The 19,067-nt window shown below is 44.9% G+C and carries 12 protein-coding genes; 7 read left to right on the forward strand and 5 right to left on the reverse strand.

Annotated features, from left to right (window positions below; all coding sequences use genetic code 11):
• Positions 1-96: 96 nt before the first annotated feature.
• On the forward strand, positions 97-1,656 hold the full coding sequence (locus R7035_RS14495) for an AbgT family transporter (RefSeq protein WP_318146171.1): 1,560 nt from the start codon (positions 97-99) through the stop codon (positions 1,654-1,656).
• Between the two features lie 212 nt (positions 1,657-1,868).
• Positions 1,869-2,417: a tRNA adenosine(34) deaminase TadA gene (gene tadA, locus R7035_RS14500; RefSeq protein ID WP_082240141.1), complete on the forward strand. Its 549-nt coding sequence runs from the start codon at positions 1,869-1,871 to the stop codon at positions 2,415-2,417.
• Between the two features lie 588 nt (positions 2,418-3,005).
• Here the strand turns inward: tadA and mltF are convergent.
• Positions 3,006-4,583: a membrane-bound lytic murein transglycosylase MltF gene (gene mltF / locus R7035_RS14505; RefSeq protein WP_031777268.1), complete on the reverse strand. Its 1,578-nt coding sequence runs from the start codon at positions 4,581-4,583 to the stop codon at positions 3,006-3,008.
• A 299-nt stretch (positions 4,584-4,882) separates the two neighbouring features.
• Here mltF and purL point away from each other — a divergent pair, with 299 nt between their 5' ends.
• The gene (purL, locus tag R7035_RS14510) at positions 4,883-8,776 is read left to right on the forward strand and encodes a phosphoribosylformylglycinamidine synthase (protein ID WP_132937054.1); all 3,894 of its coding nucleotides are present in this window, start codon (positions 4,883-4,885) and stop codon (positions 8,774-8,776) included.
• Between the two features lie 295 nt (positions 8,777-9,071).
• The gene (locus R7035_RS14515; protein ID WP_132937053.1) at positions 9,072-9,380 is read left to right on the forward strand and encodes a DUF3622 domain-containing protein; all 309 of its coding nucleotides are present in this window, start codon (positions 9,072-9,074) and stop codon (positions 9,378-9,380) included.
• A 90-nt stretch (positions 9,381-9,470) separates the two neighbouring features.
• On the opposite strand, the gene R7035_RS14520 is transcribed toward R7035_RS14515, so the two are convergent.
• The 3 genes from R7035_RS14520 to R7035_RS14530 form a co-directional block, all read right to left on the reverse strand.
• Positions 9,471-9,911: a DNA-directed RNA polymerase subunit beta gene (locus R7035_RS14520; protein ID WP_132937052.1), complete on the reverse strand. Its 441-nt coding sequence runs from the start codon at positions 9,909-9,911 to the stop codon at positions 9,471-9,473.
• Positions 9,912-10,029: 118 nt separating this feature from the next.
• Positions 10,030-12,216 carry a TonB-dependent receptor domain-containing protein gene (locus R7035_RS14525; protein WP_262651973.1) on the reverse strand — a complete coding sequence of 729 codons (2,187 nt, stop codon included), beginning with the start codon at positions 12,214-12,216 and terminating at the stop codon, positions 10,030-10,032.
• Positions 12,217-12,479: 263 nt separating this feature from the next.
• Entirely contained in the window at positions 12,480-13,547 is a 1,068-nt protein-coding gene (locus R7035_RS14530) for a succinylglutamate desuccinylase/aspartoacylase family protein (protein WP_005391426.1), read from the reverse strand.
• Positions 13,548-13,876: 329 nt separating this feature from the next.
• On the opposite strand from R7035_RS14530, the gene R7035_RS14535 reads away from it, so the two are divergent.
• The gene (locus R7035_RS14535) at positions 13,877-14,416 is read left to right on the forward strand and encodes a DUF3332 domain-containing protein (RefSeq protein ID WP_005391424.1); all 540 of its coding nucleotides are present in this window, start codon (positions 13,877-13,879) and stop codon (positions 14,414-14,416) included.
• Between the two features lie 62 nt (positions 14,417-14,478).
• On the opposite strand, the gene R7035_RS14540 is transcribed toward R7035_RS14535, so the two are convergent.
• Positions 14,479-15,951: an aminoacyl-histidine dipeptidase gene (locus tag R7035_RS14540; RefSeq protein WP_145532397.1), complete on the reverse strand. Its 1,473-nt coding sequence runs from the start codon at positions 15,949-15,951 to the stop codon at positions 14,479-14,481.
• Between the two features lie 1,024 nt (positions 15,952-16,975).
• Between R7035_RS14540 and R7035_RS14545 the strand changes: the two genes are divergently transcribed.
• Positions 16,976-18,265 (forward strand): NCS2 family permease, encoded by a 1,290-nt coding sequence (locus R7035_RS14545; RefSeq protein WP_006741838.1) that lies wholly within the window; start codon positions 16,976-16,978, stop codon positions 18,263-18,265.
• Between the two features lie 265 nt (positions 18,266-18,530).
• A complete protein-coding gene (gene tet(34) / locus R7035_RS14550; RefSeq protein ID WP_005391418.1) occupies positions 18,531-18,995 on the forward strand; it encodes an oxytetracycline resistance phosphoribosyltransferase domain-containing protein Tet(34) in 465 nt (154 codons plus the stop codon).
• Positions 18,996-19,067 lie beyond the last annotated feature (72 nt).

The raw sequence follows: 19,067 nt of genomic DNA on the forward strand, positions 1-19,067 counted from the left end.
TCCCCATTAGTGTTTACTAGAATACTCGTTGGATAGTAGGTCGTTATAATTATTCAAATAGGCCTTGGCACCAACATCATTCACTATGGAGTTACCATGAGTAACCAAGCTGTAAATAAGGCACCATCATCGAAGCCGAGCGGGATGGAGCGCTTTTTAAACTTTATCGAGAGGACAGGTAACAAAATTCCTGATCCTGCGATTTTGTTCTTCTGGGCATTGAGCATTACTTGGGCGGCGTCAGCACTTTTGTCGAATGTATCATTCGATCTTCCAAACCCTCGAACGGGCGAAGCTCTTACTATCACCAACTTACTTACGGGCGAAGCGCTAGCAAGTTTCCTTGCTAACATGGTGACGACGTTTACTGGTTTTGCGCCACTGGGTATCGTACTTGTCGCAATGCTAGGTGTGGGTGTTGCAGATTCTTCGGGCTTTATTACGACGGGTCTTAAGAAGATGCTGAACTTCACGCCAGCTAAGCTTCTTACTCCAATGCTTATTTTGGTTGCCATTGTATCGCATACTGCGGCAGATGCAGGCTATGTTCTGGTTATTCCTCTTGGCGGTATTATCTTCCATGCGGCAGGTCGTCACCCTTTAGCAGGTATTGCGGCAGCATTTGCAGGTGTATCTGGTGGCTTCTCTGCAAACTTTATCCCTTCAGGTATCGATCCACTACTAGCAGGCTTTACGCAAACTGCGGCGCAGGTTCTTGATCCTGAATACGTGGTTAACCCATTAGCGAACATCTTCTTTACTGGCCTATCTTCCATCATTATTGTAGCGATTGGTTGGTACGTGACAGAAAAAATCATTGAGCCTCGTTTGTCAAAAATGCCAATTGATGACGATGCGGAAACTGCGCCAAACCTAGGTTCATTTACTGAACTGGAATCAAAAGCATTCCGTTATGCAGGTTGGGCAATGATGGCGGGTATTGCTTTACTTGTTGCAGCGTTAATTCCAGAAACATCAGCACTACGCTCGCCTGAAGGTGAAATTACGGCCTTCTCAGCACCGATAATGAAGTCTATCGTGCCGTTGATCTTTATTCTGTTTATCATTCCCGGTTACGTTTACGGTAAAGTGTCTGGAACGTTCAAGACCAGCAACGACATTATCAAAGCGATGGCTGACACCATGTCAACCATGGGCGCATACATTGTAATGTCGTTCTTCTGTGCTCAGTTCTTATCTGCATTTGCTCAGTCAAACATCGGTACGATGCTAGCGTTGTATGGCGCAGAAGGCTTAAAAGCGATGAACCTACCAGGTGAAGTGACCATCATCGGTATGATCCTTCTAACCGCGTCTGTAAACCTACTTATTGGTTCGGCATCGGCAAAATGGGCTTTAATTGGTCCAATCTTAGTGCCAATGCTAATGGCGGTTGGTATCTCGCCTGAGCTGTCTCAGGCGGCTTACCGTGTGGGTGACTCTGTATCGAACATCATTTCGCCTCTAATGGTATTTTTCCCTCTTGTTGTGGTTTACTGTCAGCGTTATGTGAAGTCGGCTGGTATCGGTACGCTTGCGTCACTAATGATGCCATTCTCGATCGCAATGCTGATCGGTTGGTCTATCTTCCTAGTTGCTTATTGGATGGTAGGTATCCCGCTAGGCATTCAAGCTCCTTACACTTACACAATGTAAAAACGTGTAGGGTGTGAAAGCCGCTAATTGGCAGCCAAAAAGCGCAGGTCTTCGATCTGCGTTTTTTTGTTCTCGTAAAACGAACATCGATAGGTCTTGTAACTAGTTTTTTGGAGTTGCAGACTTTGTCCCGTGATGTGTTGCTGTAGTGAAACCGAAGTTGGTGATAAAATTCCTGACTTCAATCGTTTTTTGTTTCTTTGGAGCCTCCTTTGTCTAACCATCCGTTTTCCCCTCAAGATGAATTGTTTATGCGCAGAGCGATGGAGCTTGCTGAGCAAGCAGAAGCTGAGGGGGAAGTACCTGTTGGCGCAGTGCTTGTCAAAGATGGTGAAATTATCGCTGAGGGGTGGAATCGCTCTATTGGTACTAATGACGCTACCGCACATGCTGAGATCCAAACGCTGCGTAAAGCAGGCCAAAAGCTAGAAAATTACCGCCTTCTGGATACGACGTTATATGTAACACTTGAGCCATGCCCAATGTGTGCCGGAGCCTTATTGCATAGCCGCGTTAAGCGGGTTGTTTTTGGAGCGCCAGATTTAAAAGCTGGAGCAGCAGGAACAGTGCTTAATTTGTTTGAAAGTCAAGCCGCTTACCATTACGCCTTAATTGAAAAGGGGCTGCTAGAAGATGAGTGCCGTACTCAGCTACAAGCGTTTTTTAAGCGCCGCCGAAAGGAAATTAAAGCGAAGAAGCAAGCACAAAAAGCATTAGAAAATGGAGAGAGCGAACAAGGTAGTAGGAGTAGTGAGGGCTAGCAAACACCTACAACGTGGTAGATGTTTGCTTGGACGCACTAGTGATTGACTAAATGTACAAAAACACGATTACGTGAACTTACTTTCTTTTTCATACATGTCAGTTTACGTTTACGTCGGATAGCAGCTACTGTGTTATTTAAACGCTTTGACTGCACTCTACGTCTTCTCATATTCAAAACCTCCTGCAGACAAGACTTATACCAGTAAAGCGCGGCTCATCGATGCTTGGCAATAGGCTCGATAATCGCACTAAACATTGTATGGTTTAAACGTTCTTCATTTGACTTCTGCATTGCACAGAGCCAGCAAACAATTTCAATACGATGCTTAATAATAGGAGTGACGTTATTTCGGCAGAGTGTAGCCGAAAGCGCCGCTTCATCAAGTGAGCTAAACCATGTGGTTGTAAAGTAACCTGTTACAAAGCAATCAGTTTTACTAACGATGAAGAAAAGGCGACCAACCAAAGGAATGGTTGAGTGTGGTTGGTGTCACTCAGAATATTGGAGTCTAGATAAGTTTTCGTTAGGACTCAACAAAAATGACGAGCTTCATAGGCTCGTCATTTTTTAGTTTACCGCGGGTTTATTCTTCAATGCTTTCTTGTTCGGTGTCTTCTTCAACCGTGACGTCAGAAGCGCCAGAGACTTGTTCTACGACGGTCTCTACTGCGCCCGATATCAAAATGTCGGGGTTGAGCGGCGGAATCACTTGCAAGTCATCGCTATTCTCATCAATCGCTGGCTGTTGGCTGACATGACCAATGATGGATTGGTAGTAACGTCGAATATTTTCTACGTAATTACGCGCTTCATCGCCTCTGGCGTACCCATAGCGAGTTTGGCTGTAATAGCGCTTCTGACGCAGTAAAGGCAGCCTATCTTTTACATCGGCCCAAGCGTTCGGATCGCCACCTTGTGCTTTGGTGAGTCGTCGTGCGTCCATCATGTGGCCGTAACCAATATTGTATGAAGCTAACGCAAACCATATTTTTTCATGCTCGTTGATGCTATCAGGCACGCGACCTACAATGCGACGTAAGTACTCGACACCACCACGAACAGATTGCTCAGGGTCTAAACGGTTTGTTACCCCGACGCTTTTCGCTGTTGGCAGAGTAAGCATCATCATCCCCCTAACACCCGTTGGCGATTTTGCTGTTGGTTTCCAATGTGACTCTTGATAAGCCAATGCTGCAATTAAGCGCCAGTCGAACTCTTCGCTGTATTTTTGGAATAAAGGTGCCCATTTAGGCAATTTGTCATCCAGAGCTCGAATGAATGCGCGAGTATCAACGTAGTCAAATGCTTCAATATGACCAATGTACTTTTCTTCGAGGGTGGACAGTTCTCCTGATTGTTTGATGTTACCGAAAAACTCTATCAGCATCGCATACAAACTTTCGTCTTCAGAGCGTCGAGTAAACCAAGATACTGGTTGATCTTCTGTAAGTTCAAACGCGAGCGCAAGATCGGGGTAAAGGCGTTGAGCAAGGGAAAGTTCCACCGAATCAGTCACAGTAAAACGTAACTCACCCGTCGATACGTATTTGAGTAAGTCTCTCGTGTCAGCATCACCAACAATTTCAAACTGAAGTTCTGGATACTGCTTCTTTAACGCTGTTAGGGTCGGAACATATTGCGATTGTTCAACGATCTTTAATGTTTGAGCGCCTGCATTTGTATCTTCGTCGGACTCGTCGTCTTTCGAGGCTTGGTATTCAATGAGTTGTTCGATATCACGTGGTCGAAGTTGCCCTTTTTTATATACCACTTGTTGGCTTACATAATAATAGGCAGGGCCTGGTCTAAATCGTTTGACTGCTTGTGACGTTTGATTTAAACCCGTAGCGATGATATCGATATCTCCTTTCTTAAGAGCAGGAAAAAGCTCAGCCTGGCGAAAGGCTGGTTTAATCTCGAGTTTGACGCCGAGCTGTTCCGCAAACTGACGCGCCAATTCGTAATCCAACCCTGCGGGACCATCGGGACCTATGTAGTAGGAAAGCTGATTGTTTAGCGTGCCAACACGAAGCACACCACGTTCTTGAATTTTTTCAAATTCACTTTTGGGCTCCGACTCAATCTGGCAAGCTGAGAGCAAAAGAACAGAAACTAAAATTAGAGCACTGCGCTTGAGCCGGTTGAAGTGACTTATTTGCATTAATAGGTACATCTTGGAAAATTTCTATTTGCCTTTATATCAAAGCGAGCTCATGGGGCAAAGTGAATCACACACTTATAACGTGACATTGTGTGTTTTATCGACATTTTAGTTGTAATTCAAATTTGACAAAAAAAATGACGCAAACGGTTGCTTTTGGTGTTACATCACAAAAACAATTACTATATAATGCGCTCGCAATGACGAGGTGGAATCGGCATAGGTTCGACAGGGCTTATTTTAAGTGTCTGAATTTATTCCAATATCACCTTAATCAATTGCATAAGAGACCTAAGCACATGAGAATTTTGCGTGGCTCCCCAGCTCTTTCTGAGTTTCGTGTTAATAAACTACTGGAACTTTGTCGTGAACAAGATCTGCCTGTAACTGGCATTTATGCCGAGTTTATGCACTTTGCCGATCTAAAGTCAGACCTTGATGACCAAGAGTTAGAAAAACTTGAAAAGTTACTAACTTACGGCCCAACCATCGAAGAGCATGAGCCAGAAGGTCTTCTACTTCTTGTTACGCCTCGTCCAGGCACTATCTCGCCTTGGTCTTCTAAATCTACCGATATCGCTGTTAACTGTGGTCTGGATAAAGTGAAACGTCTAGAGCGTGGTACGGCTTATTATGTCGAATCTTCAGTTGTTCTCTCAGAAGCTCAAGCTGACGCTGTTAAAGCGTTAATTCACGACCGCATGATGGAAACAGTATTCACAGAATTTGAAGCCGCATCAGCATTATTTACTGTTGCAGAGCCTAAGCCTGTCGCACATGTTGATATCTTAGCTGGCGGTCGTCTTGCGCTTGAAGAGGCAAACGTTTCCCTTGGCTTGGCACTCGCAGAAGATGAAATTGATTACTTGGTCGAGAACTTTACCAAGCTTGGGCGTAACCCAAACGACATTGAATTGATGATGTTTGCTCAGGCGAACTCAGAGCATTGTCGCCACAAAATTTTTAACGCAGATTGGACTATCGACGGGGTAGATCAACCTAAGTCTTTGTTCAAAATGATCAAAAACACTTTTGAAACGACACCTGACTATGTGCTGTCTGCATACAAAGACAACGCAGCCGTTATGACAGGTTCTAAAGCGGGGCGTTTTTTCCCTGACCCTAAATCTCGTCAATACACGTACCACCATGAAGATACGCACATCTTGATGAAGGTAGAAACGCACAACCACCCAACGGCAATCTCTCCATGGCCGGGCGCATCGACTGGCTCAGGCGGTGAAATCCGTGACGAAGGCGCGACGGGTATCGGCGGTAAGCCAAAAGCGGGTCTGGTTGGTTTTACAACCTCTAACTTACGTATTCCTGGTTTTGAACAGCCATGGGAAACCGACTTCGGCAAGCCGGGTCGTATTGTAAATGCGTTAGACATCATGCTTGAAGGTCCTCTAGGAGGCGCGGCATTCAACAACGAATTTGGTCGTCCAAATCTATTGGGTTACTTCCGTACTTACGAAGAAAAAGTCACTTCTCATGCGGGTGAAGAAATTCGTGGTTACCACAAACCAATCATGATTGCTGGTGGTATGGGTAACATCCGCGATGAACACGTGCAGAAGAAAGAGATTCCAGTGGGTGCGAGCCTAATCGTACTTGGTGGTCCGGCAATGAACATCGGTCTTGGTGGTGGTGCGGCATCTTCCATGGCATCTGGTCAGTCAGCAGAAGATCTGGACTTCGCTTCAGTACAGCGTGAAAACCCAGAGATGGAACGTCGCTGTCAGGAAGTGATCGACCGTTGTTGGCAGTTAGGCGACGACAACCCAATCGCATTTATCCACGATGTGGGTGCAGGCGGTATCTCTAACGCATTGCCTGAACTCGTCGACGACGGTGAGCGTGGCGGTAAGTTCCAATTACGCGATGTACCAAACGATGAGCCGGGCATGAGCCCACTGGAAATTTGGTGTAACGAATCACAGGAACGTTACGTTCTAGCGGTAGCGCCAGAAAACATGGAAGCATTCGACGCAATCTGTAAGCGTGAACGCGCACCGTATGCAGTGGTGGGTGTGGCGACAGAAGAGCGTCATCTAACGCTAGAAGATTCTCACTTCGACAATACGCCGATCGATATGCCAATGGATATCCTGCTTGGTAAGCCACCGAAGATGCACCGCGACGCAACCACACTAAAAGTGGAAAGCCCTGCCATTGTTCGTGATGGTATTGAGCTTAATGAAGCGGTGGATCGCGTACTTCGTCTTCCTGCTGTTGCAGAAAAAACATTCCTAATTACTATCGGTGACCGAACAGTAACGGGCCTGGTTGCTCGTGATCAAATGGTTGGCCCTTGGCAGGTACCAGTAGCAAACTGCGCAGTAACAGCGGCAAGCTACGACACTTACCATGGCGAAGCAATGTCGATGGGTGAGCGCACGCCAGTTGCATTACTAGACTTTGGTGCATCGGCTCGCCTAGCCGTTGGTGAGTCACTAACGAACATTGCGGCAACAGACATCGGTGATATTAAACATATTAAACTGTCTGCGAACTGGATGTCTCCAGCGGGTCACCCAGGTGAAGATGCGGGTCTTTACGAAGCAGTGAAAGCGGTTGGTGAAGAATTGTGTCCTGCGTTAGGTTTGACTATCCCAGTTGGTAAAGACTCCATGTCGATGAAAACCAAGTGGGAAGAAAACGGCGAGAGCAAAGAAGTTACTTCTCCACTGTCGCTAGTTATCACGGCATTTGGTCGTGTGGAAGACGTACGTAAGACCGTGACTCCACAACTACGCACTGACAAAGGAAATACTTCTCTAGTTCTTGTTGACTTGGGTAACGGAAAAAACCGCTTAGGTGCGACAGCATTGGCACAAGTATACAAACAGCTGGGTGACAAACCTGCTGACGTAGATAATGCAGAGCAGCTAAAAGGCTTCTTTGATGCAATGCAAGCGTTAGTACGTGATGACAAGTTAGTGGCCTACCACGATAAAGGCGACGGCGGTCTGTTTGTTACACTGGCTGAGATGGCGTTCGCGGGTCACTGTGGCGTAAAAGCGAACATCGCAGAGCTGGGTGATGATGCGCTAGCCGTTCTATTTAACGAAGAGTTAGGTGCGGTTGTTCAAGTTAAGAATGATGATTTAGATTCAGTTCTATCTACTCTGGCGGCAAACGGCTTAGAGGCATGCTCACATGTGATTGGTTCTGTTGAAGCTTCAGACGACTTTGTTATCACTTCTGGTGATGCAGTTGTGCTTGAACGTTCACGTACCGAACTACGCGTTATCTGGGCTGAAACAACGCATAAGATGCAAGGTCTACGTGATAACCCAGCGTGTGCAGACCAAGAGCACGAAGCTAAGAAAGACAACTCTGACCCTGGTCTAAACGTTAAGCTCAGCTTCGACGTAAATGAAGACGTTGCAGCACCGTACATTGCGAAAGGTGCTAAACCTAAGATGGCAATCCTACGTGAGCAGGGCGTTAACTCCCACGTCGAAATGGCAGCAGCGTTTGACCGAGCTGGTTTTGAAGCAACCGACATCCATATGAGCGATATCCTAACGGGCCAAGCGGTACTGGATGAATACCATGGCCTAGTAGCTTGTGGTGGCTTTTCTTACGGCGACGTACTAGGTGCGGGTGAAGGTTGGGCTAAGTCTATCCTGTTTAACGCACAAGCTCGTGAACAGTTCCAAGCCTTCTTCAACCGTGAAGAGACGTTCTCTTTAGGTGTATGTAACGGTTGTCAGATGCTATCAAACCTGAAAGAGCTGATCCCAGGTGCAGACTTGTGGCCACGTTTTGTGCGCAACGAATCTGAGCGTTTTGAAGCGCGCTTTAGTCTAGTTGAAGTTCAGAAATCTGACTCTGTATTCTTCGACGGAATGGCTGGTTCGCGCATGCCAATCGCGGTTTCCCACGGTGAAGGGTGTGTAGAAGTACGTGATGCAGAGCACCTAGCAGCGATTGAGGCATCAGGTACGGTTGCGGTTCGTTACGTGGATAACCTCGGTAACCCAACACAACAATACCCGAACAACCCGAATGGTTCGCCAAACGCGATTACCGGTTTAACAACAGCAGACGGTCGCGTAACTATCATGATGCCTCACCCAGAGCGCGTATTCCGCACAGTTGCAAATTCTTGGGCTCCGGAAGGTTGGGGTGAAAATGGCGCTTGGATGCGTATGTTCCAAAATGCCCGTAAGAATATCGGTTAATTAACCAAAGGTTAATGTAGCTTAAGTAAAGCGTTGGTTGAGAGACCAGCGCTTTCTTTTTTCTTATCACTCTTTTTTCTTCGTCGCTCTTTCTAGTGACTTGGCGAAACGTTGCTTTGTTCTGCCTCTTCTTTGTCATCTATTATCTAGCGTAAAAAACTTGCAGCGTTTAGATTACTTTTATGCTCTAATACCGCGCTTACCAAGGGATGGTGTTAAACAGCTCAGCTTAGATGGAGTTATCAAGTTGACCGAATCCCTGATTGATCCCTAAATCCCTTAGGAAATGAAAGAAATGTCTAAGAATCCAAAATTTGCTATCCGCGTCACTGAAAAACGTAACGGCTGGAGCGCAGAAATCACTCGCCAAGTGACATCTCGTAAGACTGTAGTATCAAAGCGTGAAACAGGCTTTGACAGCGAAGAGAAAGCACAAGCTTGGGCTAAACAAGAACTGGCTGGATTTATCCAAAACCAAGTGGTTCGTAACGAGCGTAAAGCAGCGCAACGTCAAGAGCGTGAAGCAGAACAACTAGCGGCAAAAGTTCGTAAAGAAGAAGCCCGCAAAGCACGTGAAACCGAAGTAGACACTGACGAAGAATAAGTTTAAATCGGTGAGATGGTGACGTTACCCATCAAACAAATAGTGAAAATGCCCTGAGTTTTGTCTCAGGGCATTTTTTATTTATATCGGCTAAAAACAATCCGATGATACGGACAGGCTAAACGTGCCGTCTTCAGGGGCTGCAAATTGTTTATTGCCAGGAAGAAGGTGAGGGTTATTAGCATAAGTGCGATGTGTCGATTTGACCTTTGCAGAATGTCTTTCCGGTAAATCAAAGTGTTGTAAGCCGTCAGATAGATCGTTTGCTTCACCGTAGTCGAAATGTGTTGCGACGTCTTTGGGCTGCTTGGCGTAACGACAGTGATCCGGCTTACCATCTTCGTGCCAAGTTAAAGAGTTAGTTTTTGCATCTAGATTCAGGTTATTTGCTGTTGGCTGTGCGTAAAAATCTTCTGAAACTTGGTGCTTGCTTTGTTCTTGTATGTAGTCTGCAATGTTCTCAGAAGCTTGCGCTAGGCTACCTACAGGGAAGAAGCAAATCAGAAGAAGCCGTGTTTTTAGATTGTTCATAATGTGTCTGCAAGCAAAAGGAAATGATAATACTGATAAATAAAACGGCGTGCAATTATGGCCATTGGATACGATATAACAGGGCAGTTAATGTCTGCCCTGCATCTTTTAGGTATGGTTAGTATTGATAAGTGAGGTGCAGTTTGACTTCGCGACCAGGCGAAGGCACGCCATTAGATAGGTATGCTTCGTAGTAACGATCGGTTAAGTTTTTCACAACCGCGCCAACGCTCAAGCCTTCGACTTGTTGTATTTCCCAAACCACGTAAGCGTTTTGTAGCGTGTATTGCTCACTTGGCGATTTCACTTTTAAATTGTTACCGCTTGCCTTGGTTTTGGTTTGCGCATCATACCAACGGACTTCCCAGCCCGTACGTAAACCAGGAATCCATTCGTAACCTAAACCCAGATTAATGTTTAATGGCGGTACATCAGGATGATCATCATCTGAACCTGTAGAGTCAGATAGGCTACCTTTGTTTTTGCCGCGAATGTAACTTGCTGAGAAATTACTGTAGAAATCTTCAATCCGGTATTGTGAAATTAGCTCAAAGCCATAGTTTTTAAAGCCATCTAGGTTTGTATTCCAGCTTTGTAACTCAATAGTATTTTTGTCGAGGTTTTCGCCCGTTCGTATATCAACTGTGTAGCTAACATCGTTATAGAACATAGTTAACTCTGTTGCGAGGTTATCGCGAGCGTTCACCAGCCCTTCCGTTAAGTTGATAACGCCTGCTTGATAAGCATGGATACGAGACACGTCCAGATTCAAAGCAGTAGCCGTAGCGGTAGCTCGCGCATATTGCACTGAGTAGATGTTATCAACGGTTGGTGCTTTTAAAGCGTAGGCGTAGGAGGCGTTTAAACGCGTATTATTGCTCGCATCAAAGTCGATATCCAAACGTGGGCTAAAGCCTTTATGCGTCGTTTCACCGTAGTTATGTCCGGCAGCTGGATCATTATAATCCGGCGCAGCGTTCCCTTTTCCTTCACTCTTGATGTATTCGTAACGCAGAGAAGGTGTGATTGTTAGGCGGTCTGTTGCTTGATAGTGATCAGCAATGTAAGCGGCATAAATTGACTGCGTGCCAGATGGTTCGTAGTAAGGGGTGTACCAACCGTAGTTTTTCGCTTCATTACTGTCGTATGATGCGTTGAATACTAACGAGTCTCTATCGGTTTTTTGATATTGAAGCCCAGTGACTAGAGTGTGATCTCCGAATTGCGCTTGGTTAAACACATCAACGTAATCACGCTCGTAACTCAGCCATGACTCATGACCGTAACTGCCAACAGAAACGAACATTTTCTCGAATGCTACGTCAGGGCGAACCCAATGACGATCGTTTTCGGAACGTGCCATTTTGATATTGAAATCAATATACGGGTTAGTCGGCATGTAGTGGTAAGAGATGGTCGTGGTGTTGTCCGTGTATTTGTTATCGACGGTGTAAGCGTATTGGGCTTTTTCTAATGAGCCGTATTTCTTGATATTGTATTCGGTGATGTTAGGCATTTTTCCGCGGCGGTTAGCCCAAGGTTTACGACCTTCATCTTTGTAGCGAGTGTGGCTAATTTCAAACTCGTGATCGTTGTTTTCATAACCGACCTTTACGAGCATGTTTTCTTGCTCATAACCTGAGTAATCCAGCGTTTCACCACCTCCGACTTTAATGTCATCAGAATCTTTTACCGAGCCATTCGCTAGAAAATAAAAACCAGTATCGTTTTTACCATAGAGTGTTAGCGTGTAGGCGTTCTCATCGCCGTTGGTGTTGTATGCACTTGAGATGCGAGCACCAAAGTTTCTTTCGCCGTACAGGAGATCATCGACACTTTTGGTTTTAATGCGAATGGAGCCACCAAACTTCCCGTTGAGTGCTCGATAGTCGTGCGCGCCCTTGATAATTTCTGCTTCGCCAATTAAGAACGGATCAAAAAAGAAGGTACCGTAGCGGTATTGTTGAAAGCCAATTGGAGCGCCATCGACAAACACGGCGATATCGCTTGGATCATCAAAACCACGAATGTTAATACGTTCGCCACCAGAACGACCGCCACCATCTATTGATGCACCGGGAACGGCATCGATCATTGAGGCAAAATTAGAGTACTGTTGCTCTTCAATCTCTGACCAATTAATGGTGGTTTGCGCAGGCTCAGCAATGGTAATAGGTTTGGCATAACGAACGCCTATGACTTCAAGCTCTTCATTTGGCGCTGTCTCGGCATATGAATAAAGAGGGAAGAGCAAAGCCAGTGAAATGAGATTTACTTTGAGTGGATGACTTTTTAATCGTTTCATATTGATGATTTATAGTGTTTTTATGAAGCTCGGATTATAAGAACATTATTACGATTAATAAATGATAATGAGATTAATTATCAAATGTGTTTTTGCGACGGATTGTAAAGTTTTTTATCCATTCGTGGAAACTACGATAAGTATCGTTAGCGTACATAAAACAAAAAGCCCAGCATCATGGACGCTGAGCTTATTGGCTTTAAACAAGATAGTGCGAGCACTGTTGCTCCTTTTGAGCTAATCAGGCGCCTACTTGGTAGGAATTACTGAGTTTCTAACGGGATCTGTCCGGTAGTCAGTGGCTCGACATCGAACTCGGTCAGTCCTTCAATGTAACTTTCAACGGCTTGTTCTACCGAATCATCACCTTGGTTGAAGTAAGCGAGGTGGAAGATCGCATCGCCTTCATTAACCAGTGGCAAAGTTTGTTGACCGATCACCAAGCCACGCTTTGGCGCTTTGAGCTCTACCTCATCATGTCCAAGAGGAGAGCTGATATAGGCGAGAGTTTCACCCTGTTCCACTTTGTCTCCCAGATTAACGACAGTACGCAAAATACCGTTACCTGACGCACGAACCCAGCTGGTGGACTTCGCTATGATAGGCTCAGGCAGCTTTTTTCGGCTAGCGCGCAGCATGCCAATGGCTTGCATTACACGCCGAACCCCGAGTACACCAGCGCTGATTGACAGTGGATCAAAACGCAATGCTTCGCCAGCCTCGTAGGTTAGCACGGGGATATCACATTTTTCTGCTTCACTGCGTAAAGAGCCATCACGCAATGCTGAATCAACAATCACTGGCGTCGCAAACGCCTGAGCAATACGCAGAGTTTCTGGGTTGCTTAAGTTTGCGCGAATCTGTGGCAAGTTCGTGCGGTGAATGGCCCCAGTGTGCAGATCCAAAATGTAGTCACAACGTTTGGCTATGTTGTTAAAGAAGCCGTGTGCCATTCGAGATGCAAGCGCGCCTTTTTCACTGCCAGGAAAACAACGGTTGAGATCTCGTCGATCGGGCAAGTACCGTGATTTATGGATGAAACCAAAAACGTTAACGATAGGTACTGCAATGACAGTGCCTTTCAGTTTTTGTGGATCCAGTTGGTTAATGATCTGACGAACGATTTCTACGCCATTAAGCTCATCACCATGGATAGCAGCATTCACCATTAACACAGGCCCTTCTTGTTTCCCATGGATGATTTCCACGGGAATAGATAAAGGCGAATGTGTGTATAGCTTCGCTGCTTCAAATTCGATCTCTAATCGTTGTCCTGGTTGTATTTGATGCCCTAAGAGCTCAAACACTTTGCTTTTTTTACTTCTGGCCATAAACCATCTCTGTCAAATGCGTTATCAGCAATGTAACAATTGCTGCAAAATCGCACTAATCATTCTCATTAAGGACACGACAAATTACTTTAATCGTCATGCGCGAAACCTCAGCATGTGTGAAGTTTTTGTTTTCAATATGATCTTTTCTATCAGTTTAATACATAACGAGAGGTACAGAAGGAAGAGCAATCATAGGCTTAAAAAATGTGACTGTATTAAAAATAATACTGATAATGAGGGACAAAAAAACGGACTTTTAACCCTACTTTTTATCCGATAATATCCGCGCCGAATTTGAGGTCTAACATTTCTAACTAGAGGTTTTGATGAAAAAGGCAATTGCTAAAATTGGTGCATTGACTGCTGTAGCAGTTTCACTTTCAGGTTGCGTTGGCAGTAATGCCGTGACAGGTTATGTCATGGGGTTTAACTTGAAAGCTGTAGATAACCGTTACGCTCGAGGTGGTCTAAACATGCTTTTAGCACCTGTTTATGGTGTCGCAATCGCAGCGGACTACATCGTGTTTAACTCTCTAGAGTTTTGGACGGGTAAGAACCCTTTAAATGGTAAGCCACATATCTTCGATACAAAGATGGATACTTACATTGATGTAAACCACCAGTTAGATAAATCGTTAACGACGGCGCCAATTGCACCGTTAGCGAATAACCGTGTTATTGAGCAGGGCCATATGCAGCAAATCGATGAGAATACTGTTCAAATGGATATTACTTACAATAACGGCGAGAAGGCGACACTCATGGGTGTGCGCGATGGTGAGTTTGTCACTTACTACATTGATGGCGAGGTCGTTGCACAAACCTCAATGGATGAGCTAGCTGCTTATACGCAAAATCGCGTGTAAATTGGTCCAGCCAAACAAAAAAGGGTGCCGTAAAGCACCCTTTGTTGTATTTCGTGATTGAATTACGCTTTCTCTGGAATTGCCTCTAGAAGCGCTACCATCTGATCCCAGTACAACTGAACAGTATCAATCTTCACTTTCTCATCTGGTGAGTGAGGGAATTTTATTGTTGGACCGAAAGAAACCATATCCATGTGTGGGTATGGTTCTTTAAATAGGCCACACTCAAGACCAGCATGGATGACCATGATGTTCGGCTTATGACCGTAAATGCCTTCATACATATCACGGAAAATTGCCATGATCTCGGAATCTGCATCTGGCTTCCAGCCAGGGTAAGCACCTGAGAACTGAATTTGTGCGCCTGCTAATTCAGCAATTGAACGTAGCATACTCTCAACTTGGCTGCGGCCAGAGTCAATCAAAGAGCGAATCAGACACAAAACTGTCACTTTATTTTCTTCAGTAGTGATCACGCCAACGTTCAGTGACGTTTCGACCACACCTTCAATTTCGTCGCTCATGCGCATGACACCATTTGGACAAGCGTTAAGTGCGGCAATGAAGCGTTGCTGATCGGCGATTGAAAATACTTGTGCGTCACTAGCAAGCAATTCATTAAAGGTTACGATACCTGTTTCGATTTTACCCAGCTCAGTTTTAAGCAGATCAGTGTAGTGATCGAACAACTCTGAAAGTTTGTCTTGGTTTTCAGCAGGAAGAGCGACAGTGACAAACGCTTCGCGAGGGATTGCATTACGTAAGCTACCACCACGGAATTCTACCAAACGTAAATCAAGCTCTTGCGCATGACCGGCGAGGAAACGACCAAGTAATTTGTTGGCATTACCGCGACCTGTGTGAATGTCACAACCTGAGTGACCACCTTTTAGGCCTTTCAGCGTCAGTTGGCGTGTTACGAAACCTGCAGGTGTTGCTTCTCGAGAAATATCGAAAGTCATGGTGCCATCAACACCACCGGCGCAACCCATGTAGACTTCGCCTTCTTGTTCAGAGTCTGTGTTTAGAAGGATCTCACCTTCTAACCAACCAGCCTCAAGACCAAATGCGCCAGTCATGCCTGCTTCTTCATCAATCGTCAGCAGAACTTCGATTGGGCCGTGCTTAATGTCTTTAGATGCCAATACAGCAAGGCAAGAAGCCATACCAATCCCGTTATCTGCACCAAGCGTCGTGCCTTTCGCCGTTACCCATTCGCCATCGATGTAAGGTTGGATTGGATCTTTGGTGAAGTCGTGTTCGGTGTCTTCGTTTTTCTGCGGCACCATGTCGATGTGTGCTTGAAGTACAACAGCTTTCTTATTTTCCATTCCAGGTGTCGCGGGCTTTTTGATGAACACGTTACCGGTTGGATCACGGCGAACGTCAAAGCCTTGCTCTGTTGCCCAGTTGATAATGTACTGTGCTAATGCTTCTTCATGTTTAGATGGGTGAGGGATAGAACAAATCTTATCGAAAAACTGCCAAAGTGGAGCAGGTGATAAGGTACTGATCTCAGAATGGAACTCAGACACGGAGGACTCCTTTTGATGTGCTTTGCCAAATATATACCGTAAAAATATTGTCGAGATAGCATTAAATGCTAGACGATTTGGCCTTCAAATTGCCGTTTAGCATACCACCAGATAAGGAGTACGAGTAGTCGCGTGCACAAGGATTTCTCTCAGAACTGTCACAGTTTGTGAACACAATAACAGGCACTATGTGTTCTTTATCATACATTCTGAAAGTGGCTTTATTTTTTAATTCACAAAACTGTAATTTAATTACATTTAAACTTTGATGAAGGTCAATTTATATATTTTTTGTGATTCTAGTCACTAAAATACTTGTAATTAAATTTCTTGGTGGTATATTTGTAACCAGCTTCTGAGAGAAGAATGAAATGCTCAAAGGATGAGTCCGTTTTATCGCCTCCAAGGAACCGAGAAATCAACGAATGTTTAATTGATTTAAAAGGTGATAGTTATGAAAGGTTTACCAAGTACAATGTTCTGGAATAGCAAGTCTGTTTACACCGGCAACTTTGTATACCCAACAAGCTTTGGCTACTAAGTGAAGTCAACGCATGTGACTCGAACAGTTTGTTCACCCCTATAAATTGGAATTTTTTTTCAGTGATAGTGCTGACATGATTCGCCGCCACCCAAATTGGGTGGCGTTTTTTTATCTCCACTTTTTCTTTCTGACACATTTCTGCCATCAAGGCTGGGTTCTATTCTCTGTTCTTCAGTTTTATCGACTTCCCCGTCAAATCCACCTAGATATGACGCTTAAAACGCCCAGTTTCTATTTGAAAGTTTAGTACATTGTTCAGTTTTTATTCTGTTGTTGGGTTCTGAGCAATAATTATTAGTTGTTGTTTTATAAGAATATATTTTCTGTTTTGCTTTTAAGAATTAGCGAATGGGTTTCATATCCAAAGAAAAAAATCGCATTAGAGTGAAGATTCTATCTAGAATTTGCTATTTGATAACTTTATAATTCCCGCCAATCGATTACGCAACCGTTTACTTTTTACCTTTACAGGATTCGATCATGCTCGAGAGGCTTTTTAAGCTCAGTGACAATGGCACAAATGTGCGCACTGAGATCATTGCAGGTGTTACCACCTTCCTAACCATGGCTTACATTATTTTTGTAAACCCAGCGATCCTGTCGGATACCGGTATGGACCGTGGTGCCATTTTTGTTGCAACTTGTCTTGCGGCCGCTATCGGCTGTTTCATCATGGGATTTGTTGCCAACTACCCAATTGCACAAGCACCAGGAATGGGGCTGAACGCATTTTTCACTTACTCTGTTGTGTTGGGAATGGGCTATACGTGGCAAGTTGCGTTAGCGGCGGTGTTTGTTTCAGGCCTGCTGTTTATTCTTTTGAGTATATTTAAGATCCGTGAGTGGATTATTAACTCGATCCCGCATTCTCTTCGAACTGGTATTTCAGCCGGTATCGGTCTTTTCTTAGCATTTATCGCATTAAAAAATGCAGGCATCGTCGTTGATAACCCCGCGACATTAGTTTCTATGGGAGACATCACATCATTGCCATCTGTATTGGCTGCGATTGGTTTCTTCCTTACTATCGCGCTTGTTCACCGTGGTGTGAAAGGTGCGGTGATGATCGCCATTCTTGGTGTTACAGCGCTTGGCCTTCTATTTGGTGATGTGCAGTGGAGCGGCATTATGTCAACGCCACCAAGCATTGCACCCACTTTCATGCAACTGGATTTCTCTGGTTTGTTTGAAGTTGGCATGATTTCCGTTGTGTTTGCTTTCCTATTTGTCGATTTGTTTGATACCGCAGGTACGCTAGTTGGCGTTTCTCAAAAAGCAGGCCTCACGGATGAGAATGGCAACATCCCGCGTTTAAACAAAGCGTTACTTGCAGACTCAACGGCAACGTCAGTAGGTGCACTACTTGGTACCTCAAACACCACATCTTACATTGAGAGTGTTTCTGGTGTGGCGGCTGGTGGTCGTACTGGTCTAACAGCAGTGGTTGTTGGTGTGCTCTTCCTACTTGCTCTATTGTTTTCACCACTAGCAGGAATGATCCCTGCTTATGCAACATCCGGCGCTCTGTTCTATGTCGCGATTTTGATGTTGTCTGGGCTGGTAAGCATTGATTGGCGTGACCTAACGGAAGCATCACCAGTTGTTGTGACTTGTTTGGTGATGCCGTTAACGTTCTCGATTGCAGAGGGTATTACGTTAGGCTTTATCGCGTACTCGGCGATCAAATTATTCAGCGGCAAGGGCCGTGAAGTGTCGATGAGTGTGTGGGTGATGTCTGCCATCTTCATCGTCAAATACCTCGTCGGTTAATTTCTCGAGCAAAAAGCCAGTGTGGATTTATTCACGCTGGCTTTTTCTTTTTTCACGTTGTTCACTTAAGACGGTTTTTCTGCGGAATAGGCAGAGAATTTTGATATCACCGTTGGTATTAGCGGTGTGTTTCGGTAGAATAATCGTTTGCGCAGCTTGAAATCCTCATCTCCATACGTTTTTGGAGAGGTCAGTGAGCATTCCGCTTTTGAGTGAGTTCACTAGATTTTGAGGATGCATATTTTCAAATTATTAGGTTATTACAATGAGTAAAAAATTCATTATCACTTGGGATGCAATGCAGACTTACTGCCGTGAACTGGCTGAAAAACAAATGCCAGCTGAGCAATGGAAAGGGATTTGGGCGGTAAGCCGCGGTGGTTTGGTTCCTGGCGCTATCTTGGCTCGTGAACTGGGTATTCGTTACGTTGATACAATCTGTATTTCAAGCTACGACCATGATCATCAGCGCGATATGACGGTACTAAAAGCACCTGAAGGCGATGGTGAAGGTTACCTAATCGTTGAAGACCTAGTAGACAGTGGTGATACGGCGCGCAAACTACGTGAGATGTATCCAAAAGCGAAGATGATCGCTGTGTGTGCAAAACCTTCAGGCAAAGCGTTGCTAGATGATTATGTGGTAGATATCGCGCAAGACACTTGGATTGAACAACCTTGGGATATGTCAATCCAGTACGCTGAGCCTGTAAACCGCAAGCAAAAATAAACGCTATTAAAGAATATTGAGAAATGCCCCTGTATAGGGGCATTTTTTTTATTATCATAACAACTCATGCTA

This window comes from Vibrio sp. 1731 (genome assembly GCF_033339955.1).
Taxonomy (GTDB): domain Bacteria; phylum Pseudomonadota; class Gammaproteobacteria; order Enterobacterales; family Vibrionaceae; genus Vibrio; species Vibrio alginolyticus.